This is a genomic window from Nonomuraea sp. NPDC001684 (assembly GCF_053596515.1).
In genome coordinates, this window is the sequence record NZ_JBSFGJ010000045.1 from 13,188 (window position 1) to 39,260 (window position 26,073).

At 73.3% G+C, this 26,073-nt stretch carries 29 protein-coding genes; 12 read left to right on the forward strand and 17 right to left on the reverse strand.

Annotated features, from left to right (window positions below; translation table 11 throughout):
- The first annotated feature begins 39 nt into the window (after positions 1-39).
- The gene (locus ACWCSD_RS12075) at positions 40-3,165 is read left to right on the forward strand and encodes a BTAD domain-containing putative transcriptional regulator (protein ID WP_449914349.1); all 3,126 of its coding nucleotides are present in this window, start codon (positions 40-42) and stop codon (positions 3,163-3,165) included.
- 48 nt (positions 3,166-3,213) lie between these two features.
- Here the strand turns inward: ACWCSD_RS12075 and ACWCSD_RS12080 are convergent, their stop codons facing one another.
- Together ACWCSD_RS12080 and ACWCSD_RS12085 are read right to left on the reverse strand one after the other, a co-directional pair.
- A complete protein-coding gene (locus ACWCSD_RS12080; RefSeq protein ID WP_358283260.1) occupies positions 3,214-3,666 on the reverse strand; it encodes an SRPBCC family protein in 453 nt (150 codons plus the stop codon).
- A 4-nt stretch (positions 3,667-3,670) separates the two neighbouring features.
- On the reverse strand, positions 3,671-4,879 hold the full coding sequence (locus ACWCSD_RS12085; RefSeq protein WP_397162397.1) for an MFS transporter: 1,209 nt from the start codon (positions 4,877-4,879) through the stop codon (positions 3,671-3,673).
- 107 nt (positions 4,880-4,986) lie between these two features.
- Here ACWCSD_RS12085 and ACWCSD_RS12090 point away from each other — a divergent pair, with 107 nt between their 5' ends.
- Both ACWCSD_RS12090 and ACWCSD_RS12095 read left to right on the forward strand, forming a co-directional pair.
- Positions 4,987-6,201, forward strand: coding sequence for an amidohydrolase family protein (locus tag ACWCSD_RS12090; RefSeq protein ID WP_449914353.1), 1,215 nt, complete (start codon positions 4,987-4,989; stop codon positions 6,199-6,201).
- A gap of 93 nt (positions 6,202-6,294) precedes the next feature.
- Positions 6,295-6,993, forward strand: coding sequence for a helix-turn-helix domain-containing protein (locus ACWCSD_RS12095; protein ID WP_358283265.1), 699 nt, complete (start codon positions 6,295-6,297; stop codon positions 6,991-6,993).
- On the opposite strand, the gene ACWCSD_RS12100 is transcribed toward ACWCSD_RS12095, so the two are convergent.
- The 4 genes from ACWCSD_RS12100 to ACWCSD_RS12115 are packed head-to-tail and all read right to left on the reverse strand — an operon-like array spanning position 6,959 to position 9,223.
- Positions 6,959-7,600 (reverse strand): alpha-ketoglutarate-dependent dioxygenase AlkB family protein, encoded by a 642-nt coding sequence (locus tag ACWCSD_RS12100; protein ID WP_352349813.1) that lies wholly within the window; start codon positions 7,598-7,600, stop codon positions 6,959-6,961. The genes ACWCSD_RS12095 and ACWCSD_RS12100 overlap by 35 nt on opposite strands.
- Complete coding sequence (locus ACWCSD_RS12105; RefSeq protein ID WP_449914357.1) at positions 7,597-8,040, reverse strand: hypothetical protein; 444 nt, start codon at positions 8,038-8,040, stop codon at positions 7,597-7,599. The genes ACWCSD_RS12100 and ACWCSD_RS12105 overlap by 4 nt, the downstream gene beginning before the upstream one ends.
- Entirely contained in the window at positions 8,037-8,738 is a 702-nt protein-coding gene (locus ACWCSD_RS12110; RefSeq protein WP_397162401.1) for a 2OG-Fe(II) oxygenase, read from the reverse strand. The genes ACWCSD_RS12105 and ACWCSD_RS12110 overlap by 4 nt, the downstream gene beginning before the upstream one ends.
- Positions 8,735-9,223, reverse strand: coding sequence for a methylated-DNA--[protein]-cysteine S-methyltransferase (locus tag ACWCSD_RS12115; RefSeq protein WP_387668202.1), 489 nt, complete (start codon positions 9,221-9,223; stop codon positions 8,735-8,737). The genes ACWCSD_RS12110 and ACWCSD_RS12115 overlap by 4 nt, the downstream gene beginning before the upstream one ends.
- A 74-nt stretch (positions 9,224-9,297) precedes the next feature.
- On the opposite strand from ACWCSD_RS12115, the gene ACWCSD_RS12120 reads away from it, so the two are divergent.
- Positions 9,298-10,110: a lysophospholipase gene (locus ACWCSD_RS12120; RefSeq protein ID WP_397162402.1), complete on the forward strand. Its 813-nt coding sequence runs from the start codon at positions 9,298-9,300 to the stop codon at positions 10,108-10,110.
- Positions 10,111-10,219: 109 nt separating this feature from the next.
- Here the strand turns inward: ACWCSD_RS12120 and ACWCSD_RS12125 are convergent, their stop codons facing one another.
- Positions 10,220-10,519 (reverse strand): hypothetical protein, encoded by a 300-nt coding sequence (locus tag ACWCSD_RS12125; protein ID WP_397162403.1) that lies wholly within the window; start codon positions 10,517-10,519, stop codon positions 10,220-10,222.
- A gap of 727 nt (positions 10,520-11,246) precedes the next feature.
- On the opposite strand from ACWCSD_RS12125, the gene ACWCSD_RS12130 reads away from it, so the two are divergent.
- Positions 11,247-11,834 carry a TIGR03086 family metal-binding protein gene (locus ACWCSD_RS12130; RefSeq protein WP_397162404.1) on the forward strand — a complete coding sequence of 196 codons (588 nt, stop codon included), beginning with the start codon at positions 11,247-11,249 and terminating at the stop codon, positions 11,832-11,834.
- Positions 11,835-12,027: 193 nt separating this feature from the next.
- Here ACWCSD_RS12130 and recQ read toward each other — a convergent pair whose 3' ends face one another.
- Together recQ and ACWCSD_RS12140 are read right to left on the reverse strand one after the other, a co-directional pair.
- Positions 12,028-13,866 carry a DNA helicase RecQ gene (gene recQ / locus ACWCSD_RS12135; RefSeq protein WP_449914363.1) on the reverse strand — a complete coding sequence of 613 codons (1,839 nt, stop codon included), beginning with the start codon at positions 13,864-13,866 and terminating at the stop codon, positions 12,028-12,030.
- A gap of 64 nt (positions 13,867-13,930) precedes the next feature.
- Positions 13,931-15,115 carry an MFS transporter gene (locus ACWCSD_RS12140; RefSeq protein ID WP_449914365.1) on the reverse strand — a complete coding sequence of 395 codons (1,185 nt, stop codon included), beginning with the start codon at positions 15,113-15,115 and terminating at the stop codon, positions 13,931-13,933.
- 111 nt (positions 15,116-15,226) lie between these two features.
- On the opposite strand from ACWCSD_RS12140, the gene ACWCSD_RS12145 reads away from it, so the two are divergent.
- The 3 genes from ACWCSD_RS12145 to ACWCSD_RS12155 all read left to right on the forward strand — a co-directional run bounded on the left by ACWCSD_RS12145 (position 15,227) and on the right by ACWCSD_RS12155 (position 16,656).
- Complete coding sequence (locus ACWCSD_RS12145; RefSeq protein ID WP_387668184.1) at positions 15,227-15,988, forward strand: SDR family NAD(P)-dependent oxidoreductase; 762 nt, start codon at positions 15,227-15,229, stop codon at positions 15,986-15,988.
- Between the two features lie 28 nt (positions 15,989-16,016).
- A complete protein-coding gene (locus ACWCSD_RS12150) occupies positions 16,017-16,262 on the forward strand; it encodes a type B 50S ribosomal protein L31 (RefSeq protein WP_364325023.1) in 246 nt (81 codons plus the stop codon).
- Between the two features lie 154 nt (positions 16,263-16,416).
- Entirely contained in the window at positions 16,417-16,656 is a 240-nt protein-coding gene (locus ACWCSD_RS12155; RefSeq protein WP_358283286.1) for a DUF3040 domain-containing protein, read from the forward strand.
- Here ACWCSD_RS12155 and ACWCSD_RS12160 read toward each other — a convergent pair.
- The 4 genes from ACWCSD_RS12160 to ACWCSD_RS12175 form a co-directional block, all read right to left on the reverse strand.
- The gene (locus ACWCSD_RS12160) at positions 16,564-16,956 is read right to left on the reverse strand and encodes a DUF6343 family protein (RefSeq protein ID WP_449914369.1); all 393 of its coding nucleotides are present in this window, start codon (positions 16,954-16,956) and stop codon (positions 16,564-16,566) included. The genes ACWCSD_RS12155 and ACWCSD_RS12160 overlap by 93 nt on opposite strands.
- A gap of 12 nt (positions 16,957-16,968) precedes the next feature.
- Complete coding sequence (locus ACWCSD_RS12165) at positions 16,969-17,670, reverse strand: maleylpyruvate isomerase family mycothiol-dependent enzyme (RefSeq protein WP_397162407.1); 702 nt, start codon at positions 17,668-17,670, stop codon at positions 16,969-16,971.
- Between the two features lie 17 nt (positions 17,671-17,687).
- Positions 17,688-18,371 carry a DUF4344 domain-containing metallopeptidase gene (locus tag ACWCSD_RS12170; protein WP_352349841.1) on the reverse strand — a complete coding sequence of 228 codons (684 nt, stop codon included), beginning with the start codon at positions 18,369-18,371 and terminating at the stop codon, positions 17,688-17,690.
- 174 nt (positions 18,372-18,545) lie between these two features.
- Positions 18,546-19,286 carry a hypothetical protein gene (locus ACWCSD_RS12175; RefSeq protein WP_358283294.1) on the reverse strand — a complete coding sequence of 247 codons (741 nt, stop codon included), beginning with the start codon at positions 19,284-19,286 and terminating at the stop codon, positions 18,546-18,548.
- Positions 19,287-19,476: 190 nt separating this feature from the next.
- Here ACWCSD_RS12175 and ACWCSD_RS12180 point away from each other — a divergent pair, with 190 nt between their 5' ends.
- From ACWCSD_RS12180 to ACWCSD_RS12190, 3 genes are all read left to right on the forward strand, one after another.
- Positions 19,477-20,349 (forward strand): PfkB family carbohydrate kinase, encoded by an 873-nt coding sequence (locus ACWCSD_RS12180; RefSeq protein WP_449914374.1) that lies wholly within the window; start codon positions 19,477-19,479, stop codon positions 20,347-20,349.
- A 191-nt stretch (positions 20,350-20,540) separates the two neighbouring features.
- Positions 20,541-21,530, forward strand: coding sequence for a LacI family DNA-binding transcriptional regulator (locus ACWCSD_RS12185; protein ID WP_449914376.1), 990 nt, complete (start codon positions 20,541-20,543; stop codon positions 21,528-21,530).
- 48 nt (positions 21,531-21,578) lie between these two features.
- Positions 21,579-22,214 (forward strand): hypothetical protein, encoded by a 636-nt coding sequence (locus ACWCSD_RS12190; RefSeq protein WP_449914379.1) that lies wholly within the window; start codon positions 21,579-21,581, stop codon positions 22,212-22,214.
- A 14-nt stretch (positions 22,215-22,228) separates the two neighbouring features.
- Here ACWCSD_RS12190 and ACWCSD_RS12195 read toward each other — a convergent pair whose 3' ends face one another.
- Complete coding sequence (locus tag ACWCSD_RS12195; protein ID WP_449914381.1) at positions 22,229-23,101, reverse strand: LysR family transcriptional regulator; 873 nt, start codon at positions 23,099-23,101, stop codon at positions 22,229-22,231.
- A gap of 82 nt (positions 23,102-23,183) precedes the next feature.
- Between ACWCSD_RS12195 and ACWCSD_RS12200 the strand changes: the two genes are divergently transcribed.
- Positions 23,184-23,945, forward strand: coding sequence for an SDR family oxidoreductase (locus tag ACWCSD_RS12200; protein ID WP_449914383.1), 762 nt, complete (start codon positions 23,184-23,186; stop codon positions 23,943-23,945).
- A gap of 24 nt (positions 23,946-23,969) precedes the next feature.
- On the opposite strand, the gene ACWCSD_RS12205 is transcribed toward ACWCSD_RS12200, so the two are convergent.
- The 3 genes from ACWCSD_RS12205 to ACWCSD_RS12215 form a co-directional block, all read right to left on the reverse strand.
- Positions 23,970-24,866, reverse strand: a complete 897-nt coding sequence (locus tag ACWCSD_RS12205) for a phosphotransferase (protein WP_449914386.1) — start codon at positions 24,864-24,866, stop codon at positions 23,970-23,972.
- A complete protein-coding gene (locus tag ACWCSD_RS12210) occupies positions 24,853-25,848 on the reverse strand; it encodes a LacI family DNA-binding transcriptional regulator (protein WP_358283308.1) in 996 nt (331 codons plus the stop codon). Before ACWCSD_RS12210 ends, ACWCSD_RS12205 begins: the two co-directional genes overlap by 14 nt.
- A gap of 32 nt (positions 25,849-25,880) precedes the next feature.
- Positions 25,881-26,073 (reverse strand): family 1 glycosylhydrolase (locus ACWCSD_RS12215; RefSeq protein ID WP_449914389.1); only part of this gene is annotated, 193 nt, incomplete at its 5' end.

Genomic DNA, 26,073 nt, shown 5'->3' on the forward strand with positions numbered 1-26,073 from the left:
GCTTCTCGTGGGCTTACGGCGGCGCATAAGGTGACGGACATGCGTTTTGGGGTGCTGGGCTCGCTGGCCGTGTGGACCGACGCGGGGGAGCCCGTGACGATCCCCGGGCTCAAGGTCCGGGCGCTGCTCGCCGACCTGCTCGTCCACGAGGGCCATCCGGTCTCGGCCGACCGGCTGGTGGAGGACCTGTGGGGCGAGGAGCCGCCGGGCAACCCGGCGGGCGCGCTCCAGGTGCGGGTCTCCCAGTTGCGCAAGGCGCTGGAGGACGCCGAGCCGGGCGGCAAGAACCTGGTGGTCTCGCGGGCGCCCGGCTATCTGCTGCGCACCGATCCCGGCGCGCTCGACGCGGACCGCTTCGCCGGCCTGCTGGCCCGCGCCGAGGCCGCCGACAGCCCGCGGACCAGGGCGGGGCTGCTGTCCGACGCCCTGGCGCTGTGGCGGGGGGCGGCGTACGCGGACTTCGCCGACGAGGAGTACACCAGGTCGGCGATCGTCCGGCTGGAGGAGCAGCGGCTCACGGCGCTGGAGCAGCGCGCCGAGGCCCGGCTCGAACTGGGCGAGCACGGGCTGCTCGTGGGCGAGCTGGGCGACCTGGTGGCCCGGCATCCGCTGCGGGAGCGGCTGCGCGCCGTGCACATGCGCGCCCTGTACCGGGCCGGACGGCAGAGCGACGCCCTGGCGAGCTTCGCCGAGCTGCGCGAGCGCCTGGCCGACGAGCTGGGCCTCGACCCAGGCCCCGAGCTGGTCGCGCTGCACCAGGCGATCCTGGCCCAGGACCCGGCGCTGAGCCTGCCCGCCGAGCGGCCCACCACGAACCTGCCCGCGTCCGTCAGCAAGCTCGTCGGCAGGGACGAGGCGCTGACCGAGGTCTGCTCGCTGGTCACCGCCGAGCGGCTGGTGACGCTCACCGGCACCGGCGGCGTCGGCAAGACCAGGCTGGCGCTGGAGGCGGCGCACCGGCTGCTGGACGGCTTCGCCGACGGCGCCTGGCTGGTCGCGCTCGACGGCGCCACCCACTCGCCCGCCGAGGCGATCATGGCCGCTCTGGACATCCGGGAGGACCCGTCGGGCGGCGACGTGCCCGAGCGGCTGGCCGCGGCGTTGCGGCCGAGGCGCCTGCTGCTCGTGCTGGACAACTGCGAGCACGTGGTCGAGCAGGTCGCCGAGGTGGTCGACGCGCTGCTGGCCGCGGCGCCGGGCCTGACCGTCCTGGCCACCAGCCGGGAGCCGCTCGGCGTGGACGGCGAGGTCCTGTGGAGCGTCCCGCCGCTCGACCTGCCGGCGGGCACCGACCTGACGGAGATGGCCCGTTCGGACGCCGTCCGGCTGTTCGTCGCCAGGGCCGCCGCCTCGGCCCGCGGGTTCGCCCTGGAGGCGGGCAACGCGCAGGCGGTGGCCCAGCTCTGCCGACGGCTCGACGGCATTCCGCTGGCCCTGGAGCTGGCCGCGACGCGGGTGCGGGCGCTGGGCGTCCAGGGGGTGGTGGACCGGCTGGACGACCGGTTCAGGCTGCTGGCGTCCGGGCGAAGGGGCGCGCCCGCCCGGCAGCAGACGCTCACCGCCGTGATCGACTGGAGCTGGGACCTGCTGTCGGACGAGGAACGGGTGGTGCTGCGCCGCCTGGCCGTGCACGCCGACGGCTGCACCCTGGAGTCGGCCGAGGCGGTGTGCGCCGAGCCGGGGCTCGACGTGCTCGACCTGCTGGCCCGGCTGGTCGACCGCTCGCTCGTGGTGGTCGCCGAGAGCACGACGGGGGTCAGGTACCGGCTGCTGGAGTCGGTGTCGGAGTACTGCGTGGGCCGCCTGGCCGACGCCGGCGAGCTGGCCGACGTGCGCCGCGCCCACCTGCGCCACTACCTGGAGCTGGCCGTGGCGGCCGAACCCGGCCTGTACGGCGGCGAGCAGCGGGACCGCCTGCTGCGCCTGGACGCCGAGTCGGCCAACATGCGGGCCGCGCTGGACACCGCGATCGCCGAGGGCGCCGCCGACACCGCCGCGCGCCTGGTCAACGCGCTGGCCTGGTACTGGTTCCTGCGCGGCCGGCTGGCCGAGGGCAGGCGCTCGCTGGGCGCGGCGCTGGCCGCCGCGGGGCCGGACGGCCCGGCCAGGCGCCGGGCGGCGGCCTGGCAGGCCGGGTTCGCGCTCCTGCTGGGCGAGCAGGTCGCGTGGGAGCCGCTGCTGGAGCGGGTCGCCGACCCGGGCGAGCGGGCCAGGGCCGAGCTGTTCGCCGGCATGAGCGTGCCCGACATGGTCACCGGCCAGGAGCTGACCGGACGGGCGCTGGCCGCCTGCCGCGCCCTCGGCGACACGTGGGGCGTCGCCGTCGCGCTGGCCAGACGGGCGCGCGACGCGTTCACCATGCGCGACACCGAGGCGCTGGAGCGGGACGCGGGGGAGAGCGCGCGGTTGTTCGGCGAGCTGGGCGACCGCTGGGGCATGTTGCAGGCCACCGAATGGCTGGCGGGCGCGGCCGAGATGGCCGGCGACCACGAGCGGGCGCGCCGGCTGTTCGCCGAGGGGCTGCGCATGGCCGAGGAGCTCGGCCTGTGGCCGGAGGTGGCCGGGCGCATCGCCTGGCTGGGCTGGACGGCCCTGCACGACGGCGCCTACGACCAGGCCATGGAGCTGTGCGGACGGGCGCTGAAGCTGGCGCTCGGCCAGGGCTACAAGATGGGCGAGACCATGGCCGAGATGGGCCTGGCCTTCGCCGCGCGCCGCGCCGGGCTGCTCGACCTGGCCGAGTCGCACCTGCACCACCTGCTGGCGGGCCTGCCGCGCGACCCCGCCGTCGAGCCGCCGCTGCACCTGCCGGACCTGCTGGTCGAGCTGGGCCACGTCACCGAGCTGCGCGGCGACCCGGCCGCGGCCCTGGAGCTGCACCGGGAGGCGCTGGCCGCGGCGGTCAGGGTCGGCGACCCGCGCACGGCGGCGGCGTGCGTCGCGGGCGCGGCGTCGGCGGCCGGGCCGACCGAGCGGGCGGCGGTGCTGCTGGGGCTGGCCGCCGCGGTCCGCGAGCAGATCAGGACCCCGGCCAACGCCGCCGAACGCGAGGAGGAGGAGCGGGTCACGGCCCGGGTCCGGGACGCCCTCGGTGAGCACGCCTTCGCCGCGGCGTACGAGCGGGGCGGCACGTACAAGCTGGACGACGCCCTCGGCCTGTTCTGAGGGTCGGCGTGGCGGGGGTCGGCGTGGCGGGGGTCGGCGTGTCTGGGGTCAGCGGGCGACATGCTCGGCCAGGCGGTCGAAGAACTCGTCCCAGCCGGCCCTGGCCTGCTCGGCGTGCTCCTGGTCGGTGTTGACGCCGAACTGGTGGAAGCGCATCTCGGTGCCGCCGTCCCGGTCGAGCAGGTCGAGCGTCACGACCGAGGCCGGGCCGTCGCCGGGGTTGTCGGGGTCGCCGGTGGTGAACACCAGCCGGGCGGGCTCCCGCACCTCGCGGTAGGAGCCCTCCAGCGTCGCCTCGAACCCCTCCTCGCCGACGAGCGTCGCGCGCCACCGGCCGCCGGGACGGGCGTCGAGGGTGATCCGGCCGACCGGCGTGGCCAGCATGCGGGGGCCGAACCAGCGGGAGAAGCGCTCGGGCTGGGTCCAGGCGGCGTAGACGTCCTCGCGGGGGGCGTCGAAGGTGCGGACGATCTCGTACTGCGCGGTCTGCGTCGTTGTCATGCCTCTACGATGCGGGAGCGGCCTTACGGTCCTCTTCCCGTGGCCTTACGGTGATCTGCCGCACCGGCCGCAAGGTCAGCAGCGCCAGGCAGCCGGCGACCGTGACCAGCGCGGAGAAGCCCAGCACCTCGCGGGAGCCCACCAGGGCGGCCACCGGCCCGGCCAGCGCCTGGCCGATCGGGAGCGACATGGTCGAGCCGCCGATCTCGTACGCGCTGACCCGGTTCAGCGCCTCGGCCGGCACCAGCGTCTGCACGCTCGTCGCCCACATCACCGACCAGAACGCCCACCCCGCCCCGCCCACCACGTGGCAGGCCATGATCACGCCGAGCGGCACGCCGGCCGCGAAGCTCAGCGGCTCCAGCGCGAACAGGAACATGCCGATCCCGCCCGCGACCAGCGGCCTGGCCGGCCTGATCCGCAGCGCCACCAGGCCGCCCACGATCGTCCCGGCCCCGCTCGCCGACATGACCAGCCCGTACGCCGTCTGCCCGTACGCGTCGGTCACCAGCACCGAGCCCAGCGGGATCAGCGGCCCGAACAGGGTGATCCCGAAGACCACCCAGATCAGGATGACGCTCCACATCCACGTGCGCGACCGGAACTCCCGCCAGCCCTCCCGCAGCCGCACCAGCACCGGCTCCTCGCCGGAGCCCGCCACCCGCACCCGCATGAGCAGCAGGCACGCCGCGCTGATCGCGAACCCGGCCGAGTCGGCGGCGAACACCACGCCCACCCCGGCCAGCCCGACCAGCGCCCCCGCCAGCCCCGGCCCGAGCAACTGCATGATCGCCTCGGACATGCGCAGGGTGGCGTTGGCCCGCTGCACGTCGGCCGCGATCCGCGAGATGGTGCCCGCGACGCCCGGCGTGTACATGGCGGCCGCCGCCCCGGCGACCGCCGACAGCGCCACGACCTGCCACAACTCCGGCCGGCCCAGCCCGAACAGGGCCGCCGTGCCCGCCTGCGTCGCCGTCCTGGCCAGGTCGGCGCCGACCATCATGCGGCGGGGCGTGAACCGGTCCATGAGCACGCCGCCGAACAGGATGAGCCCGGCCATCGGCACCATCCAGGCGGCCAGCGCCAGGCCGACGCCGGTGGCGCCGTAACCGGCGTCGTGCATGCCGAGCGCGGTGGCCACCGGCATCATCGCCGAGCCCAGCATCGACACCGTGCGGGCGGTGAAGAAGAGCACGAAGTCGCGCGTCCACATGGACGGCCATCATGCCGCAATAAGTAAACCTTCCTATCAATTGGGGGCCGTGTTCCCGGCGCCCGGCGGGGCGGGCGTGGCGGGGCCGCGTGTGGCACTGTGGAGGCATGCGGATCATCCGTGCCGGCACGGTGCTCACCGGACGTCCCGGAGAGGTCATCACGGACGGCGAGGTGCTGATCGACGGCTCGCGCATCGTCTCGGTGGGCCCCCGCGGCAGCGGAGGCCAGGCCGCGGAGACGCTCGACCTGCCCGGCCACACCTTGCTGCCCGGCCTCGTCGACGCGCATGTGCACCTCGGCTTCGACGGCACGGTCGACCCGGTGACCGGGCGCAGCGCCGTGAGCGACGGCCGGCTGCTGCTGCGCATGGCCGAGAACGCCCGCAAGCTCGTCTCCGCGGGCGTCACCACGGCCCGCGACCTCGGCGGGCGCGGCTTCCTCGACCTCACCCTGCGCGACGCGATCGAGGGCGGCCTCGCCGTCGGCCCCCACCTGATCGCCGCGACCCGCCCGATCACGGTCACCGGCGGCCACTGCTGGTACATGGGCGGCGAGGCCGACGACGAGCCGTCCGTCCGCCGGGTGGCCAGGGAGAACCTGCGGGCCGGCGCCGACTGCCTCAAGGTGATGGCCTCGGGCGGCGAGATGTCGCCCGGCTCGGTGCCGAGCTGGCGGGCCCAGTACCCGGCCGCGCTGATCAGGGCCGCCGTGGAGGAGGCCGCGACGCGCGGCAGGACCGTCGCGGCCCACGCCCACGCCCCCGAGTCGATCGGCAACGCGCTGGAGGCCGGGGTCACCACGATCGAGCACTGCACGTTCCACACCCCCGCGGGCCCGGCCTACGACGCGCGGCTGGCCGACCGCATCGCGGCAAGCGGCACGTACGTGTGCCCGACCGTGCACGGCCAGTTCTGGAACCTGCGGGCGCTCGTCGGCGCCGAGCCGATGGACCGCTGGCTGGGCAATCTCGCCGCCATGCGCGAGGCCGGGATCAGGCTCGTCGCCGGGACCGACACCGGGTTCGCCATCGCCGGGCTCGACAAGCGCACCGACGACTACGTGTCGGGGCTGGAGGTCTTCGCCGAGGCCGGGTTCGGCAACGCCGAGATCGTCGAGCTGGCCACCGTACGCGCCGCCGAGGCGTGCGGGGCCGGGGCCGAGACCGGCAGCCTGGAGGCCGGGAAGCGCGCCGACGTCATCGCGGTCCGCGGCAACCCGCTCGACCGCCTGGCCGACCTGCGCGCGCTCGACCTCGTGCTGGTGTCGGGGCGTTCGGTCAGCCAGAAGCACGTCGACACCGTGACCTCGTCCGTCGGCTGAGCCGGAGGGGGAGGCCCGGCCGTCTCCGGTTCCTGGCGTGGCTCGCCCGCGGCCTGTCCGCCTGACGGGACGCCGGGCGCTAGGCTGCCGCGTGTGGAGTTGAAGGATCAGGTACGCGAGCTGCGCGCCCAGGGCAGGTCTCCCAAGGAGATCGCGCGGGCGCTCAAGGTGTCGCCGTCGGTCGTCGCGCCCCTCGTGCGCGCCATCGCCGCCGAGAACGTGACGTCGGCCGAGCCCGAGGTGGTCGGCTGCTGGATGAACGTCGGCTGGAGCGCCGGGCTGGGCGTCGACCCGTCCAAGGGCTGGATCGACGAGGCCCCGGAGTCGGGCGCCGGCGGCATGGTGTGCGTGCTGGTCGCCCGGCGCCACACCTGGGACCGGATGACGGTCTGCGGCTACCTCGCCGACGTCTACTGCCTCGGCATCAAGAACACCATCGGCCCCGACGTGCTCGACGAGCGCGACCTGCGCAGGTTCCGCGAATACTTCTTCGGCGAGTACGCGGGCTACCAGGAGGTGCCGATCGAGCTGGCCCAGCACCTGGTCTTCGGCTCGATCGACTACGCGCGCACCCTCGGCTTCGAGCCCCACGAGGACTTCTCGCCCGTCAGCGACCTGCTGGGCAAGTGGGAGGGCGGCTCGGCCATCACCTTCGGCCGCGACGGCAAGCCCTTCTACACCCCGGGCCCGCACGACGACCCGGGCAAGGTCCTGCGCATCCTGCGCCGCACCCTCACCGACGACCAGTTCGACTACTTCATCGAAGACCCGTCACCCGCATCGTCACGTTGAGGCGCCCGGCGGCCAGGCCCGTGGCCGGGTCGCCGGTGCCCGGGTAGACCTTCGGCACGCCGTGATAGGCGAAGCGGGACGCGCCGCCGAACACGAACAGATCACCCGAGGCCAGCTCGACGTCCGTGTACGGCTTGCCGCGCGTCTCGGTGTTGCCGAAGCGGAACAGGCACGTGTCGCCGACGCTCAGGGACACCACCGGGGCGTCGGAGCGCTCGTCCTTGTCCTGGTGCATGCCCATCCTGGCCTGGCCGTCGTAGAAGTTGACCAGCGCGGTGTCGGGGTCGTAGCCGTCGTCCGGGCGGCCGTAGGCGTCGGCCAGCGCGCGGCGGCCGAGGTCGCCGAGCCACGTGGGGAACGCGGCGACCCGCCGCCCGTTCACGTCGTGGGCCAGACGCGTGTACCGGTACGGCTGCCAGTGCCAGCCGACGCACACCGTCCGCACCGACATCACGCCGCCGCCGGGCAGCACGGTGTGCCGGATCGGCACCGGGCCGGTCGCCCACGCGCGGCAGGCGCGCACCAGGTCCTGCTGCTCGGCGAGGGACAGCCAGCCGGGGACGTGCACCGCGCCAGGCGCGATCTCCCGCATGGGCAGCGGGATCATGATGGTTCCCGAAATATCAGGTTTCGTCCTATTCGCCATGTCGTGCCGTCGGCGTCGGCTCCGCGCATGCCTTCCAGTGTCCCAGGAGCGGCCATGGCGACCGCGCGGGCCGTGGCCGCCGAACCGTACGTCCGGCGCGGATCCCAGTCGGTGCTGCGGCGCAGGCGCTCGCTCATCCCGGCCCATCCCGCCGGCGCGCCCGCGACCACCCAGGCGTCCGGTTCGCCCGCCGTGAACCGCCTGGCCTGGCGCAACCACGACGCCGCCGTCTCCGGCCAGGCGACCACCGCGAGCACCGTCCCGTCCCAGGCGTCGGCGAACGCCTCGGCCAGGCGGGCGCCGTCCCGGCCGTGGCCGACGACGACGGCCCGCGCCCGTGGGCGCTGGGCCCGGACGAGGGTGAGCAGCGCGTCCAGCTCCGCCGTTCGCGCGCTGGTCATGCCGCGTCGTGCAGGACCAGGCCGAGGGTGTGCCGCAGCCCCGAACGCACGGTGCTGACCCCGTGCCGCACCGGCGAGGCCGACCAGCCGCGCGAGGAGCGCACCGGCCGGTCGCGGGTGGTGAAGATCAGCCCGTGACCCTGCGGCAGCGCGGTCACCGTGCCCCGCGACTGGGCCCTCGGCCGCTGCTCCACCAGCAGGAACTCGCCCCCCGTGTAGTCCTCGCCGGGCCGGTCGAGCCCGATCACGACCTGCAGCGGGAACACGAGGTCGCCGTACAGGTCGCGGTGGAGCGCGTTCCAGTCGTTCTCCCGGTAGCGCAGCAGGATGGGGGTCGGCTTGGTCTGTCCCGCCGCGTGGCACCTGTCCAGCCACTCGGCGAAGTCGTCCGGCCAGGGCGCGGGCTGCCCCAGCCGGGCCGCCCAGTCGCGGGCGATCGGCAGCAGCTGCGGATAGAACGCCGCCCGCAACTCCTCGACCAGCGGCGGGAACGGCCGGCGGAAGTACCGGTACTGGCCGGAGCCGAACCGGTGGCGGGCCATGTCGACCGTCGAGCGGAACCGGCCGGCCTCGTCGTACAGGCCGGAGATCTCCGCGCACTCCCCGGGCGAGAGCAGCCGCGGCGTCAGCGCGCAGCCGTGGGCGTCGAGCTCACCGGCCAGCCGCTGCCAGTCGGCCCCGTCGACCTGCGGCGTCATGACGACACGCTCCAGAGCTGCGGCTGCAGGACGCCTTCGAGGGTGAGCAGGTCGCACTTGCGTTCCAGGCCGCCCGCGTAGCCGGTCAGCGCGCCGTCCGCGGCGACCACCCGGTGGCAGGGGACCACGACGAGCAGCGGGTTCGCGCCGATCGCCGCGCCGACCGCGCGGACCCGGTCCCGCGCCACGCCGGCGCGGGCGGTCAGCTCGCCGTAGCTGGTCGTCGTCCCGTACGGCAGCGCCGCCACCTCGGCCCACACCCGCTGCTGGAACGCCGTCCCGCGGGCGGCCAGGGGCAGGTCGAACGAGGTGCGCCCGCCCGCGAAGTACTCGCCGAGCTGCCGTTCGGCCTCCCCGAAGGCGGCCGGCTCCCGGCGTCCGGGCGGCGCGCCCACGTCGAACGACACGCGGGTCAGCCGTCCCGCGCCGTCGCCGACGAGGAGAATCTCGCCCAGCGGACTGTCGATGATGGTGTGGATGTCCATACTCTCTACAACACCGGCGCGCCCGCGGAAGTCAGCGGTTTTCGGACGTCGTGGCTGGATGGGAGAGGAAGTTCATGGCCGAGTCGCGAGAGCACACCTTCACCGGCACGCGGGGGCTGAACGTCGTCCGCGAATGGCCGCACGACCGGCCGCGCTACCTCGCCCTCCTGGTCCACGGATACGGCGAGCACATCGGCCGCTACGAGTACGTCGCCGACCGTCTCGTCCGGCACGGCGCCGCCGTCTACGGACTCGACCACATGGGCCACGGCAGGTCGGCGGGCGAACGCGTGCTCGTCGAGGACTTCGAGGACGTCGTCACCGACGTGCACGCCGTCGAGGAGCGCGCCAGGGCCGACCACCCCGGCGTCCCGGTCGTGCTGATCGGCCACTCCATGGGCGGCATGATCGCCGCCCGGTACGCCCAGCGCTACGCCGAGGGCCTGACCGCGCTGGTGCTGTCGGGCCCGGTGATCGGCGAGTGGGCGGTCATCCCCGCGCTGATGGCGCTCGACGAGCTGCCCGACATCCCCATCGACCCGGCCACGCTCTCCCGCGACCCGTCGGTGGGGGCGGCGTACGCGGACGACCCGCTGGTCTGGCACGGGCCGTTCAAGCGGGCCACGGTGGAGGCGTTCGCCGCGATGCTGGACACCATCGCCAAGGGCGGCACGTTCGGCGCCCTGCCCACGTTGTGGGTGCACGGCGACGACGACCAGCTCGTACCGCTGGCCGGCAGCCGGGTCGGGGTGGAGGCGGTCAGGGGCACCGACCTGACCGAACGCATCTACGCCGGCGCCCGCCACGAGGTCTTCAACGAAACCAACAAGGACGAGGTCCTCACCGACCTCCAAACCTTCGTAGACCGAGCCCTGAGCAACCGGTAACGAGGGCTACAGCCCCTGACTGGTGGGCCACCGGCAGCCAGGGAGGGGCTCGCTGGGCGCTGACCGGCCGGTAGCCAGGCGTAGTTGTGCGGTGGGTCGCCGGGTGGTGTCAGGCGACCGGTAGCCAGAGGTGGCCCTTGCCGTGGGTGCGGCTGAGTTCGATCTTCCAGCAGCCGGGCTTGGGGAAGACGAGGCCGGTGCCCCATTCGTCCCCCGGCCGGTGCCAGGACGACCCGCCGTGCTCCTCGGGCCCCCAGGCGAGGCGGGCGGCGGTGCCGTCAGGAAGGGACGCCCTGACCGTCAGCGGCCCGTCCCCGGTCATCCGCCACACGATCTTGGTGGTCTCCTTCCGGCGAAGCGGCAGCTTGGACACGAACAACAACCCCCACACCTCGGCGTCCGCCGACACCCCCCGCACCTCCGGAAACCCACCCCCGCCGACCACCAACGCCCCCCGGCACCCCACTCGCTCACCCTTGGCACTCGACCTCCCCCTCCCACCGAACTCCACCCCAGCTCCAGGGCTCGGCCGCGTGTCGGTCCTCTGGGTGGGGGCAGGGCTCAGGCTCGGGCCGGGAAGGGAGCCGGCATCGGTGCTCAGTCCGGGCCCCGAGTCCGGAGCCCGGTTGGCCTCGGTGCTCAGGTTGGAGACGGGCGCCGGGGCGGCATCGGCGGTCGGGCTTGGGCTCCCGCTCCCACCTTCGCCTGCTGGGATCCCCGAAGACGCACTCACCGAGGAGTCCGCGCTGCTCCCCGCACCTCCGAACGAGGCCCCGGCACCACCACTCGCCCCCGCCCCCCTCCCAGGACCGCCACCTCCGGCACATCCAACCCCTGCCAGCAGCACCGCCACCGAAATCACCGCCATCTTCCTCATGCCCTCACCTACCCCCCACGCCCCCAAAAGGTTCCACTGGGACCTACGTCACCCGCCCCACCCCCACCCGCCCAGAGGTTCCAATGGGACATGCGCCGCCCGTTCCACGCCCACCCGCCCAGAGGTTCCAACGGGACATGCGCCGCCCGCTCCACGCCCACCCGCCCCAAGGTTGGCAATTCGGGAGTGGGTGTGGCGGTCGGTGGTGGGGCGATGATTTTTGGACTTCCGTGCGGTCTGTATGAACCGAGGAGGCGACATGGACGAACGGGCGCGGGCGTTGACGGCAGGGGTGGCGTTGCTGGAGAGGGCCATCCACTACACCTTGGGCAGCCTGCGCGTGGTGAGCCCACACGTCCTGTGCCGGCCCACCCCGTGCTCCCGCTGGAACCTCCAGGAGCTCCTGGACCACATGCAGGACTCCTTCGAGGCCCTGAACGAGGCCGCGCTCGGCCGCATCGCCCCCGCCCGCAGGCCCGTGCCGGTCGGCGGGCCGGTGTGCGGGAACCCGGCGCTGCTGCTCAGGGACGGCGCGACGGAGGTGCTCGGCACGTGGACGGGCACGATCCAGGCCGGGATGGTCGCGGTGGGGGACGTGCCCATGACGACGCCGATGGTGGCCGCGGCGGGCGCCATCGAGATCACCGTGCACGGCTGGGACATCGCGCGGGCCTGCGGTGAACACCGCCCGATCCCGCACGCCCTCGCCGAAGAGCTGCTGGACCTGGCCCATCTCTTCGTCACCGACGAGGACCGCCCGGTCCGGTTCGGCGCCCGGCTGCGGCCGCCCCCGCTGGGCACCGCCCAGGACCACCTCCTCGCCTACCTCGGCCGCCGGCCGAACTGACGGCATGACCGGCCCCCCACCCGGCGGCGGCACCCCGTACGATCAAAGAGGGACACCGGGGCCCGGCATCCGTCCGGCCGGTCGCGGGCCACGCGCCTCGACCAGGTCGGCCAGCGTGATGGCGACGACCGTTCTTCGTGCGGCCGTCGCCATCACCCCGAACCGTGGCCCTCCGGAGCTGAGCGGGACGGCGTCAGGCGTCTTCGGCGGCCGCAGCCCCGACGACCTCCAGGACCTGGTCCCCGTATTTGGCGAGTTTGTTCTCCCCGACCCCGTTGACCCTGCTCAGCTCAGCCAGCGAGGACGGCGACAACGTGGCGATCTCCCGCAGTGTGGCGTCGTGGAAGATGACGTACGCGGGCACGCCCTGCTCCTTGGCGACCGCGCCCCGCCAGGCCCGCAGCCGCTCGAACAGCGGCGCCGCCTCGGCGGGCAGCTCGGCGGCCGGCTGGCCCTTCGCCCCGGACGACCCGGACGACGACCTGGACGACCGGGACGCCGGACGGGCCGTGTCGCGGCGCAACGGCACCTCCCGCTGCCCGCGCAGCACGTCGGCGCTGGCGTCGGTGAGCACCAGCGTGCCGTGGTCGGACTCCACCGCGAGCAGGCCCTGCGCCAGCAGTTGCCGGGCCACGCCGTGCCACTCGGCGTTGCCCAGGTCGGTGCCCACGCCGAAGACGCTCAGCGAGTCGTGGCCGTGCTGGAGCACCTTGGCCGTCTTCTTGCCGAGCAGGATGTCGACCACCTGCCCGACGCCGAACTTCTGGCCGCGCTCCCGCTTCAGCCGCAGCACGGTGGACAGCACCTTCTGGGCGGCGATCGTGCCGTCCCAGGACTCGGGCGGGCTCTGGCAGGTGTCGCAGTTGCCGCAGGGCTCGGCGCCCTTCTGCCCGAAGTAGTCGAGCAGCATGACCCGGCGGCAGCCGGCCGTCTCGCACAGCGCCAGCATGGCGTCGAGGTGCAGGACCTGGCGGCGGCGGTGGGCCTCGTCGCCCTCCAGGGCCATGCGCCGGTGCTGGACGACGTCTTGCAGGCCGTAGGCCATCCAGGCGGTCGCGGGCAGGCCGTCGCGCCCGGCGCGGCCGGTCTCCTGGTAGTAGCCCTCGACCGACTTGGGCAGGTCGAGGTGGGCGACGAAACGCACGTCGGGCTTGTCGATGCCCATGCCGAACGCGATGGTGGCGACCACGATCAGCCCGTCTTCCCGCAGGAACCGGGACTGGTGGGCGGCGCGGGTGCGGGCGTCGAGCCCGGCGTGGTACGGCACCGCCGCGATGCCGTGGTCGGCCAGGAACGCGGCGATCTTCTCCACCGACGAGCGCGACAGGCAGTAGACGATGCCGGAGTCGCCCGGGTGCTCGGTTCGCAGGAAGTCGAGGAGCTGCCGCTTGGGGTCGCTCTTGGACGTGATGCGGTAGTGGATGTTGGGCCGGTCGAAGCCGGCCACGAAATGACGGGCCTGGTCGAGGCCGAGCCGGGTGGAGATCTCGGCGTGGGTGGCCGGGGTGGCGGTGGCGGTCAGCGCGATGCGCGGCACCTGCGGCCAGCGCTCGCGCAGCTCCGACAGGGCGAGGTAGTCGGGGCGGAAGTCGTGGCCCCACTGCGCCACGCAGTGGGCCTCGTCGATGGCGAACAACGAGATCTCGCCCTTGGCCAGCAGCCGCATCGTGGCCTCGACGCGCAGCCGCTCGGGGGCGAGGTAGAGCAGGTCGAGCTCGCCGGCCAGGAACTCGGCCTCCACGAGCTGGCGCTCGTCGAAGTCCTGGGTGGAGTTGAGGAAACCGGCCCGCACGCCGAGCGCGCGCAGCGCGTCGACCTGGTCCTGCATGAGCGCGATCAGCGGCGAGACGACGACCCCCACCCCCGGGCGCACGAGCGCCGGGATCTGGTAGCACAGCGACTTGCCGCCGCCGGTGGGCATGAGCACCAGCGCGTCGCCGCCGGCGACGACGTGGTCGATGATCTCCTGCTGACCCGCCCTGAACGAGTCGTAACCGAAGACGCGGTGGAGAGCCTCGGTGGGGGTATCCATGCGGCTACCTTACGTGGTCGTCGGCCGACGTTCCGTCAGTTCCGCCGACGGCGGACCGCGGGTCTCAGGTCGGCTCGGCGGGCAGCGCGGCCTGTCGCTCCGGCGCCCGCCCGTACCGATCGTAGGCCACCAGCGAGAGCGCTCCGAGCACGCAGGCCGCCGCCACCGAGGCCATCACCGCCGGGTATCCGGCGACCTGCGCCACCGCCGCCGACAGCAGCGGGGCCACGGCCTTGGACACCGTGACGGGCAGGGCGAGCGCGCCGCTCAGCGTCGCGTACGCGGCCGTGCCGTACCGGTCGGCCAGCAGGGCGGGACGGGCGATCGTGGCCACCCCGAACCCCAGCCCGAACAGCACCACCCCGGCGATCGCCCCCGCCACGCTGTCGCCCGCCAGCGGCAGCAGCAGCGCCGCCACCCCCTGAACGGCGAACATCGCCGCCGTGACCAGCGCCACCGGCCACCGGCTCTGCAGCCCCGTCGTGACCAGCCGCCCGGTCACCGACAACACGCCGAGCAGCCCGGCCACGCTCGCCGCGAACAAAGGCGGATGCCCGAGCGCGATCAGATACGTCACCAGCAGCACCCCCATGACCGCCACCGCGCCCGTCTGGGCCAGGAAGGCGGCCACCAGCAGCCAGAACGGCCGTTCGCGCAGCGCGGAGCCGACGATCGCGCGACGCCGGGCCGGCGGCGCGGACGCCCCCCGCCCCCGCACGGCCAGCGCGTGCAGCGGCACGGCCGTCAGCGCGTACCCGGCGGCCAGGACGACCAGCGCCTGCCGCCAGCCGTACCGGTCCACGAGGAACCCCGTCAGCGGCAGGAAGATGCTGGAGGCGAACCCGGCCACCACCGTCACGGCGAGCAGCGCGCGGGCCCGCCTGGCCGGGTCGAAACAGGCGACGATCACCGCGAAGGCGGCCTCGTAGAGCACCATGGCCGAGGCGATCCCGAGCGCCGCGCACACCAGGTAGAGCTGCGTCACGGTGCGCACCTGCGACCAGGCCAGCACCGCGAGCCCGCCCAGCAGCGACCCGGCCGTCATCAGCGCGCGCCCGCCGTGCCGGTCGAGCCAGCGTCCGACGAAGGGGGCCACCAGCGCGGACACCAGCACCGACACCGTGATCGCGCCGGTGAGCTGGGCGACCCCGGTCCGCAGGTCACGGGCCATCGGCGGGATGAACACCGAGAACGCGTAGTAGAGCACGCCGTAGCCGGCCGTCTGCGTGATCGCGAGCGCTCCTACCACGCGGGCCGGCGACCTCGGACCGGGTATGGCGATCACGCATTGGTTCGTTCCCGTTCACCAGCCGGAAATACGGTGACAAGGGTCACTCCGGGACGGAGTAGCGTCGGACGCATGAGTCTTTCCTACGTGGTGACCGGCGGCGGGCGTGGCATCGGGAAGGCCGTGGTCCAGCGGCTCCTGGGGGAGAAGGACACCGTCGTCGTCATCGACCGCGACGGCGGCTCGCTGTCCTGGACGGGCCCCCGCGTCATCCCCGTGGTGGGCGACGCGGCCGACGAGGAACTGGTCTCCTGGGCCGCCGACCGGGCCGAGGAGGCCGGCACACTGGCGGGCTGGGTCAACAACGCGGCGATCTTCCGTGACGCCTCCGTGCACGACGCCCCGATCGCGGAGGTCAGGCAGCTGATCGCGGCCAACCTGGACCTGGCGCTGGTGGGCTGCGCGGTCGCCGTCCGCCGCTTCCTCGCGGCGGGCACGCCGGGCGCGATCGTCAACGTCACCTCCCACCAGGCCACGCGGGCGGTGCCCGGCAGCCTGCCCTACGCCACCGCGAAGGCCGCGACCGAGGGCCTGACCAGGTCGCTGGCCGTCGAGTACGGCCGGTACGGCATCAGGGTCAACGCCGTCGCGCCCGGCTCGGTGGCCACCGAACGCTACGAGGACTTCCTGGCCTCCAGGACCGCGGACGAAGTGGTGGACGTCGAGCGCCAGATGGCCAGGGTGCACCCCCTGGGCCGGGTCGCCTTCCCCGGCGAGGTGGCCGCGGTCGTGGCGCACCTGCTCTCGCCGGACGCCTCGTTCGTCAACGGGGCGACGATCCCCGTGGACGGCGGCCGGACCGTCCTCGGGATGGACCCCGAAGCGAGGGAATGAAAACCATTGCCATTCGGTTGAGAGGGGCATGAAGAAGAACCTGCACCCCTCGTACCGTCCGGTCGTCTTCCGCGACCCGAGCGCCGGCTTCGCCCTCCTCACCCGCTCGACCCTGACGAGCAGCAGGACCGTCGAGTGGGAGGACGGCAGGACCTACCCGGTCGTGGACGTCGACGTGTCGTCGGCCAGCCACCCGTTCTACACCGGCCGCAGCCGCGTCCTCGACACCGAGGGCCGCGTCGAGCGCTTCAACCAGCGCTACGGCAAGAAATGACAGCCAAGGCTTGACCCGCCCCCGTCCGTTCCGCGCCTTCCTGCCGGAACGGCCGGGGGTTTCGGCATGTCACGCCAAGGAGGCGCCGGGCGGGCATGCTGGGGCTACTGGTGGGTACAAGGCTTTCACCGGCGTGGGAGCAATGGTGATCGCGATGGGTCTCTCTGGAAGGGAACGCCGCATCCTCGCTGAGATCGAGCAGGGCCTCGAACGGGACGACCCCGAACTGGCCCGGCGCGTGGCGGCGATCAACAGGATCGAGTCCGACGGTATCGACTACCCGCAGGCCTGCGGTGACCGGCTACGGGTGTGGGCGCTGACCCATGTCTGGATCATCTTCGGGGTGGCCGCCGCGGTGATCCTGCTGCTCCTGCTGGCCGTGCTCACCACCTGACCCGCCGTGCCCGTCACCTGACCCGCCGTGCTCCCCGGCCGACCGGGCGTGCCCGCCGCCTGACGGGCCGGCGCGCCGGCGTCTGAGCACCGCCAGGTCCACGGCGGCCACCACGGCCACCGCGGCGGCCAGGGCGGCCTCCCAGACCCACACCTGCTGTCCCGTGGCCATCGCGCGGGTCACGAAGAAGACCGCTGCGGCAGCGGCGACGACCAGGGCGATCCACGACAGCACCCGCCTCGCGCGCAGTGGGCTGCGCGCCGTCACCGGCTCGGTGCCCGCGCGGTTGCGCAGCCACATCCCGCTCTCCTCTCAGGCCAGGCACCGCAGCGCGGCGGCGACCCGCGGGTCGAGCCCGTCGGTCGGCAGCCGCCCCACGGTGGCCTCCACGAACTCCGGGTACGACAGCGACGCGCTGCCCTGGTCGACGCTCACCCAGATCTGCTCGGCCGTCTGCTCCACCTGCGCCCTCGACTCCTGCTCGGCCAGCACGAAGCGCCCGACGGCGACCCGCCAGAACGTCCGGTCGTCGATCTCCTCCGGCGCCACCGGCGCGCCGACGTCGTCGGCGTGGGTGGCGTACTCGGAGTCGTAGTGGAAGGTCTGCAACCCCACCGGGTACGGGCCCGCCGCCGTGTCGATCAGCGCGTCGGGGCCGAGGGCGCGCATGCGCTCGCGCGTCTCGCCGTTCTTGGTGCGCCACTCCTGGAGCACCTCCTCGACGGGCAGGTCGCGGCGCTGCCGTACGGACCACTCGTTGAAGTCGTTGAACCCGGTCACCCCCTCGGCGGCCACCCGGGTCAGCAGCTCCTGCACGGTGCCGTCGAGACAGGCGTGGTTGTACGCCTCCTCACCCGCCAGATGGGCCAGCACGTCGCGCACCGACCACCCGGCGCAGCGGGACGGACGCGCCCAGCCCGCCTCGTCGAGCCCGTCGAAGAACCGGTCGAGCCGGGCCGCCTCGGTGTCGAAGATGTCGAACGGGTCGAAGTCTCTGAGCAGCTCCTCAGCCATACATCCGGACGTACCCCTCAGGCCCCGACTTTCACTGCCAGCGACCCCAGTTCCGCCCTGGCCCGCTCGTACTCGGCGCGGCACGACGGGACACGCTCGGCCGGCACCCAGCCGCCCTTGGCGATGCGGGCGTATTTGACGGGGTCGGCGCCGTACAGGAGGCAGGCGAACGTGGCGGAGGCGGCCGTCCCCGACAGATGGTCGGCATGGGTGTGGGCGGCCAGCAGGTGGCGGGCCTCGGCGGCGGCCACGACGTGGCCGCCGTCGCGCGCCGCGAGCGTCAGCGCGGCGAACCGGTCGGCCTGCGGCTCGTCGGCGGGCAGGCCGTTGAGCGCGGCCAGGGCGTGGCCGAGCTGGTGGTGGTAGAGGGCCGCCAGGGCGCCGTCCACGCGGGCGGCGGTGGTGCGCCGGTCGGCCTCCTCCGTCTCGGAGACGCCGGTGAGCGTGCGGTCGATCTTGGCGACCAGCGAATAGCAGATCGTGATCCGCCGCCGGTCGCCGTTCCAGGTGGCGCGGGGCGCGTCGCAGCCGCGGGCGACGACCTGGACGCCGCCGAGCCGGGTGCGCAGCACGCCGCTGTCCTTCAGGAGCTTCCTGGCGTGCTGCTCGCGGGCCGTGCCGGCGGGTTCGTAACGGACCGAAGGGGCCGCCCCCAACGTGCTCGTCAGGCTCAGGACGAGGGCGATCAGGGGGTGGGGCATAGGGGGGGCTCCTGTCGGATCGACGCCGTGTCCGCGAGGCGGCGGGCCGCCTCCTTTGCAAATGGGACAGTCCATGCGGCGATCGGCTGATCGATAAACCTCTCCGGCGGCAAAAAGAATCCGGAAAAGCCGGAGGCCCGGCTCCCACCAGGGGAACCGGGCCTCGGCGATCAATCAGCGGTGGTGCCAGGAGCGGTAGACCTTGACGTAGTCGCGACGGCTCTCGGAGCTGTTGAGCTCGTCGTCACCCTCGAAGACGGCCTTGAACGTGCCGCTCTTCCAGGCGCGGGTCTTGGTGGCGAACTTGCCGCCCCAGGAGGTCTTGGCCGAGGCGACCCACTTCCAGCCGCTGGAGCCGTTGGCGCGGTAGTAGACGCTCACCTTCTCGCCGCGCAGACCCTCCCAGCCTTCGTCATCGACCTGAAGGCGACCGGAGAAGTAGATCGAGCGGCCCTGACGGACCTTGTAGGGGTCGGCCGTGAAGCGCGTGATGCGGGTGTCGGCCTTGCCCTTCTGGATCTCGACGTTGAAGAACGCGGAGTCGGTGGCGACCTGCTTGTTGTCCTTGTCGAAGGCCACGGCGGTGGCCTTCCACTTGCCGGCGAAGTCGCCCTCGTTGAACGGGACGGCGAAGCGCCAGCCCTCGAGGTCCTTGACGTCCTTGGCGCGGAAGGTGCGGACGTCGCCCTCCGGCGACACGCTCAGCGTGACCTTCTGGACGTCGGAGCTGGCCCCGATGTCGAAGTACGCGGTGGTCTCGCTGCCGGCCTTCACCACGACCGGGTTGGGGGTGATGTCACGGATCTTGAGTTCCGTGGCGTGCCTGGTAGCGGTGGCGGAGGCGGCGCCCGCGCCGGAAACCAACATGGCCCCGCCGACGAAGGCGGTGATGATTCCTACTGCGATCTTTCTCATGAGGGTGCTGATTCCTCTCCCCGTATCGACTCGAAGCCGGCGCCGGGGCGCGCCGGCTTCCTCTACTACTTTGAGGCACGAGTTGGGGAAAAGGTTCGCTAAAGATACAGAAAATATTTGATCACGGTCCTAACCAGGACTTATGCGAAAAAATCATTCGGCGTAGTCGTGACCAACTTTAGTCTGGCTCATGACGGACGTCTACGCGCTGGGTGAGCCGCTCGGGGTGGTCTCCAGCGGCCGGGTGCGGCACGAGAACGAGGCCAGGCTGGACGTCTGCGGCCCCGAGTTCACCTTGGTGATCGCCCTGTCCAGGCTGGGTCACCGATGCGCGTACGCCGCCCGGGTGGGGGACGACGAGCTGGGCGCCAGGGCGCTGACCGTGCTCAGGGGCGAGGGCGTGGACGTCGAGGACGTGCGGGTGGTCGAGGGGGCGCGGACCGGGATGGTGCTCAGGGAGGTGCGCGTCGGCCGCGAGCCGGTGACCGCCCAGTACCGCACCCGCTCGGCCGGGTCCCGGCTGTCGCCCGGCAACGTGCCGATGGACCGGGTGGGCGCCGCCAAGATGCTGCACGTGACCGGCGTCACGGCGGCCCTGGGCAGGGACGCGCTCGACGCCGTGCACGCCGCCATGAGCGCGGCGCGGACGGCCGGGGTGATGATCTCCTTCTCCGTCGACTACGTGCCCGAGCTGTGGCCCTCGGTCCGGGAGGCCGAGGAGGTGCTCGGCGAGCTGGCCTGCCGGTCCCACCTGCTCTTCCTCGCCCAGGACGAGCTGGACCTGGTCAAGCCCGCCCTCACCCCCGAGCGCGAGGTCGTGGTGGACCGGGGCGCCAAGGGCGCCAGCGTGCGCGCCGACCGCATGCGTTACGACGTGGCCGTCCCGCAGGTGCCCGTCGTGGACATGGCGGGCGCGGGCGAGGCGTTCGCGGCCGGTTACATCAGCGCCGCGCTCGACGGCCTCACGCCGCAGGAACGGCTGCACCGGGGCGCGCTGCTGAGCGCGGCGGCGATGACGAGTGTGAGCGACTGGCAAGGCTTGCCGTCCAGGGCGGAGCTGTGACGCAGAATTTCGCAACCGCTTGACGTGATTGCGCAAACATTTGACTGGCCATTGTCGTGCGGCACCCCGCAATTCCGCCGCCCGATGCGCCGAAATCGCCGGAAAGGCCGTCCTGGGCGGGAGCGGGAAGGGACGGCGGAGGCTACGTAAGTGATCGCAAGCGCTTGCGCGCAAGGCCGTATAGTTTGCGCATGACGCGACGACTCGCAGAGGTGGCGAAGAAGGTCGGGGTGAGCGAGGCGACGGTGAGCCGCGTGCTCAACGGCAAGCCGGGGGTCTCCGACGCCACCCGCGAGGCCGTGCTGACCGCGCTCGACGTGCTCGGCTACGAACGTCCCACCCAGTTGCGCGGCGACCGGGCCCGCCTGGTCGGCCTGGTGCTCCCCGAGCTGCAGAACCCGATCTTCCCCGCCTTCGCCGAGGTCGTCGGCGGCGCGCTGGCCCAGCAGGGTTTCACCTCCGTGCTCTGCACCCGCACGGTCGGCGGCGTCTCCGAGGCCGACTACGTCGATCTGCTGCTCCAGCAGCAGGTCAGCGGCGTGGTCTTCGCCGGCGGCCTCTACGCCCAGGCCGACGCCTCGCACGACCACTACGAGCTGCTGCACGAGCGCAAGCTGCCGACCGTCCTGGTCAACGCGGCCGTCGAGCGGCTGGACTTCCCGCAGGTCTCCTGCGACGACGTGGTGGCCGCCGAGATGGCCCTGTCCCACCTGCGCGCGCTCGGCCACGAACGCGTCGGCATGGTGCTCGGCCCGAAGGACCACATGCCCTCCCGGCGCAAGCTGGAGACGTTCCAGGCCCGGGGCGGCGACCCGAAACTCGTCGAGCACACGATGTTCTCCCTGGAAGGCGGGCACGCGGCCGCGTCCAGGCTGGTCAAGCAGGGCGTGACCGGCGTGATCTGCGCCAGCGACCTGCTCGCGCTCGGCACGGTCAGGGCGGCCAGGCGGGCCGGCCTCGACGTGCCGGGGGACGTCTCGGTCATCGGCTTCGACGACTCGGCGCTGATGAACTGCACCGAGCCGCCGCTGACCACGGTCCGCCAGCCGATCGACGCGATGGGCCGGGCCGCCGTCGACCTGCTGGTGGCCCAGATCGACAAGGCCGTGGTGCCCGCCGACGAGCTGCTGTTCGAGCCGGAGCTGGTGGTCAGGGCCTCGACGGCGCGGGCCCGCGGCTGACCTCGCCCTCACGTGCGCCCGGCCCCTGCTTCCCGTACATTCGGGCGAATGTGGATCGAGCGGGCCAAAGGGCTCTACGAACGCGGGATCTACGCAGGGGACGACGCCGCGCTCGCCGCGTCCGACCGTGAACTGGACGCGGTCGAGGCCGCGCTGTGCCTGGCCAGGGGCCGGGTCCTGCACGTGCGCTTCGTGCAGGGTGGCGAGGCGGACCCGCGCGAGCTGCCGCTGTTCGAACGGGCCGGCGCGCTGTTCAAAGCGGTCGGCGACCGGCGCGGCGAGGGGGAGTCGGCGTTCTGGGAGGGCTGTTACCACCAGGTCGTCGCAGGCGATCTCGACCGCGCGCTGCCCCTCCTCCGGCGTGCCGGGGAACTGGCCGCCGAGACGGGGGACCTGGTCACGCTCGCGGAGGTGCTCAGGCACCAGGGGATCGCGGCCCACCGGTCCGGGCGGCTCGACGAGGCGCGCGAGAGGCTGACGGAGTCGTCGCGGCTGCGCCGGGAGCTCGGGTCGCCGGCCGGGGTCGCGTCCAACCAGGTCGGGCTGATCCACATCGCGGTCGCCCAGGGGCGGCACGACGAGGCCCTGGCGCTCGCCGACGAGGCCCGTGCCCTGGCCGAGTCGTGCGGCGCCGACCGCGTCGCCGTCCACGTCGAGGAGGCCCGCGCCACCATCCCGACCTGACCCTGGGCGCCGTGTCATGGGCACAGGCAGCGGACGAACTCCCGTACCAGCGCGCGCACCGACGGCCTGCGGTCGTCGCGCCGCCACACGATGGCCAGCCTGCTCGGCGGCAGCCCGGTCACCGGCCGCGCCACCACGTCGTCGCGCCGGTAGAGCTCGGCGTTCCCGGCCGAGACCAGCGCGACGGCCCGCCCCGACGCCACCACCTCGAACGCCTCCTCCGCCGTCTCCGCCTCCGCCCCGACCAGTGCCGGGCCGGTGCGCCGGTCGGCGGCCAGCCAGAAGTCCCGCATCGGCCCCGCCGTGCGCGGCAGCGCGACGAACGGCTCGCCGGCCAGCTCGGCCAGCCCGATCTCCGCCCGCCCGGCCAGCCGGTGCCCGGCGGGCAGCGCCACCCACCGCTCCTCGGTGCTCACCACCGTCCAGTCGTAGACGCCGTCGCCGGGGACGGGCAGCCAGGCGACCGCGACGTCCACCTGCCCGTCGCCCAGTCCCACGGTCGGGTCGGCCCAGGTGATCTGGCGGAAGCGCAGCTCCCACCCCGGCAGCGCCTCCACGATGGACGGCACCAGCCCCCGCCCGATCCGCGTCTGGAACCCCACGGTCAGCGTGCGCTCCTCGCGCGCCGAGGCCACCGCGCGCCGCGCGTCCTCCCACTGCTCGATGATCCGCCGGGCCAGCGGCAGCAGCGCGGCCCCGGCGTCGGTCAGCGCGACGGTCCGCCGGTCGCGGTCGAACAGCCTGGCCCGCATGGACAGCTCAAGCTGCCTGATCTGCCTGCTCAGCGAGGGCTGGGAGATGAACAGCCGTTCGGTGGCCGCCCGCGTGAAGCTCAACTCCTCCGCGACCGCCACGAAATACCGCAGATCCCGGATATGGGCATCCATAGCAAGAAGCTATAACAGCCGGTCTTGGACGCCCGTGACGTCCCCGCCGCACGATGGAGCTCCACCGATGAAGGAGCACGTCATGAGTGAGTTCGCAGGCAGGACCGCGCTGGTCACGGGGGCCTCGCGCGGCATCGGACGGGCCGTGGCGCGCCGCCTGGCCGCCGGCGGCGCCCGGGTGATCGTCCATTACGCCACCAACGACGACCTGGCGAAGGAGACGGTCGCCGAGATCGAGAACGCCGGCGGACAGGCGTACGCGGTCAGGGCCGCCTTCGAGGACGGCGTGGACGCCCTGTTCGACGGCCTGCGCGACGACCGGCTGGACATCGTGGTGAACAACGCCGCCATCCTGGGCGGAGTGCTGAACTCGGTCACGCCCGAGCAGTTCGACCGGGTGTTCGCGGTGAACGTGCGGGCGCCGTACTTCGTCATCGAACGGGCGCTGCCGCTGCTGAACGACGGCGGCCGGATCATCAACGTGTCCTCGGCGGTCGTGCGCATCGCGCTGCCCGACGTCGTGTACTCGATGACCAAGGGCGCGCTGGACACGCTCGGCTTCACCCTGGCCCCGCTGCTCGGCCCGCGCGGCATCACCGTGAACACCGTCTCCCCGGGCGTCACCGAGACCGACATGAACGCCTGGCTGCGCGAGGACCACAACGGCGTCGCCGAGCGGCGCGTCACCGAGGTCACCGCGCTCGGCCGCATCGGCCGTCCTGAGGACATCGCCGACGCCGTGGCCCTGCTGGCCCGGCCGGACGCCCGGTGGATCACCGGCCACGTGCTCGACGCCACCGGCGGCTACTTCCTCGGCCCGGCGCAGGGCGTCGTGCCGGTCTGACAACGGGTCTGAGCACGGGCCCGGTCAGTGAGAACGGCCGGTGGGGTCGCGCAACCAGCTGTCGAGGACGGCGCGGGCGGCGGGCCGCTCCTCGGGGAAGCGCCGCGCCCTGACCAGCGTCCACAGGACGGCCTGCAGGGCCCGCGCCTCGGCGAACACCGTCAGGGCCGGGTCACCGGGGTCGGCGCCGTAGGCGCGCACGGCCGCGCGGCCGTCGAGCCGCACGGTGCCGAGCAGGCAGGCCAGGTCCCAGCCCACGGGCCCGTACGTGGTCTCCTCGAAGTCGTTCCACAGCAGGCCGTCGGGCGTGACCAGCAGGTTGCCCGGATGGGCGTCGCCGTGCACGGCCTGCCCGCCGTCCGGCAGCCGGGCCGCCAGCCCGGCGCGGGCCTCGGCGAGCCGGGCCGACACCGCCGGCTCCAGGTCGGCGGAGAGCACCCGGAGCAGGTGCCCGGTCTCGTCGAGGACCGGCCCGAGGCGCGGCAGCGCGCCGGGATGGCCGCGCAGCGCCTCGTGCAGCTCGCGCAGCGCCCGCCCGAACACCTCGGGCGTCACCGGCCGCGACCCGTCGTGCTCGACGTGCCGCCAGAACGACACCAGCGCCCCGCCGCTCTCGTGCACCCGCGCGGGCAGCAGGTCGCTCGGCGGCACGACCGGCGCCCCCAGCTCGTGCAGGAACGACACGACCGCCAGCTCCCGCCGCATCGCCTCCTCGGGCCGGAGCCGGGCCAGCGCGGTGACCGTGGGCACCCGCGCCACGACCGGCGCCGGCCGCAGGTGGATCCGCAGGTTGTAGGAGTCCTTCAGCACGACGGGCTCGCGCACCGTGACGCCGTGCGCCTCGGCCACCGCGACGGCGGCGGCCACGGCCTCGCCGGCGGAGATCACCCGGGCGGCGCCGGCGGGCTCAGGCCGACTCACGGACCACCAGCTCGGTCGGCAGGATCACCGGTTCCCGCGAGCCGCCCTCGAACAGGCCGAGCAGCAGCCGGACCATGGCCGCCGCCTGCTCGGCGATCGGATGGCGCAGCGTGGTCAGCGGCGGCTCGGTGTACTTGGCCGCCTCGATGTCGTCGAACCCCACCACCGCGACGTCGTCGGGCACCCGCCGCCCGGCCTGGCGCAGCGCCTGGAGCGCGCCGACCGCCATCAGGTCGTTGCCCACGAACACGGCGTCGAGCGCGGGGTCGTCGCCGAGGAGCTGGCGCATCGCGATCGCGCCCGACTCCCGGGTGAAGTCGCCCACGGCCACGATCGAGCGGCGGTCGGAGTCGCGCAGCACGTTGCGGTAGCCGGTCAGCCGGTCCTGGCCGGCGATCATGTCCTGCGGGCCGGCGATGGTGGCGATCCTGCGCCGCCCGGACTCGACCAGGTGCCGGACGCCCGCCTCGGCCCCGCCCACGTTGTCGTTGTCCACGAACGGGATGTCGACCGGCACGGCCGGCCGCCCGTAGGAAACCACGGGCACGCGCAGGCGCGACAGCGCGGCCGGCAGCGGGTCGGCGCCGTGCATGGAGATCAGCATGACGCCGTCGACGTGACCGCCCGAGATGTACCGCTCCACCCGGGCGTGGCTCTTGGGCGAGGAGGCCAGCATCAGCACGACCTGCTTGTTGACCGCCTCCAGCTCGTAGCTGGCCGACCTGATCGCCGTGGAGAACATCGGGTCCTCGGAGAAGACCCGGGTGCCCGGCTCGCTGACGACCAGCGCGACCGAGTCGGTGCGCTGGGTGACCAGGCTGCGCGCCGCCGAGTTGGGGATGTAGCCCAGCTCGTCGATGGCGCGCTGCACGGCGTCGCGGATGTGCGGCGCGACGGTCGTCTGGTTGTTGACGACCCTGGAGGCGGTCGCGCGGGAGACGCCCGCGCGGGCGGCAACCGCCTCCAGCGTCGGGCGTCTCATGACTGCACCAAGAGGGAGAGCACGGAAAAAATCTACAGGCCGTTCCTGCTGATCACGTCGCGGTACCACAGGGCGCTGTCCTTGGGCACCCGGCTCTGCGTCGCGTAGTCCACGTGCACGATGCCGAACCGGCGCCGGTAGCCCTCGGCCCACTCGAAGTTGTCCAGCAACGACCACACCAGGTAACCGCGCAGGTCGGCGCCCGCCTCGACGGCCCGGTGCAGC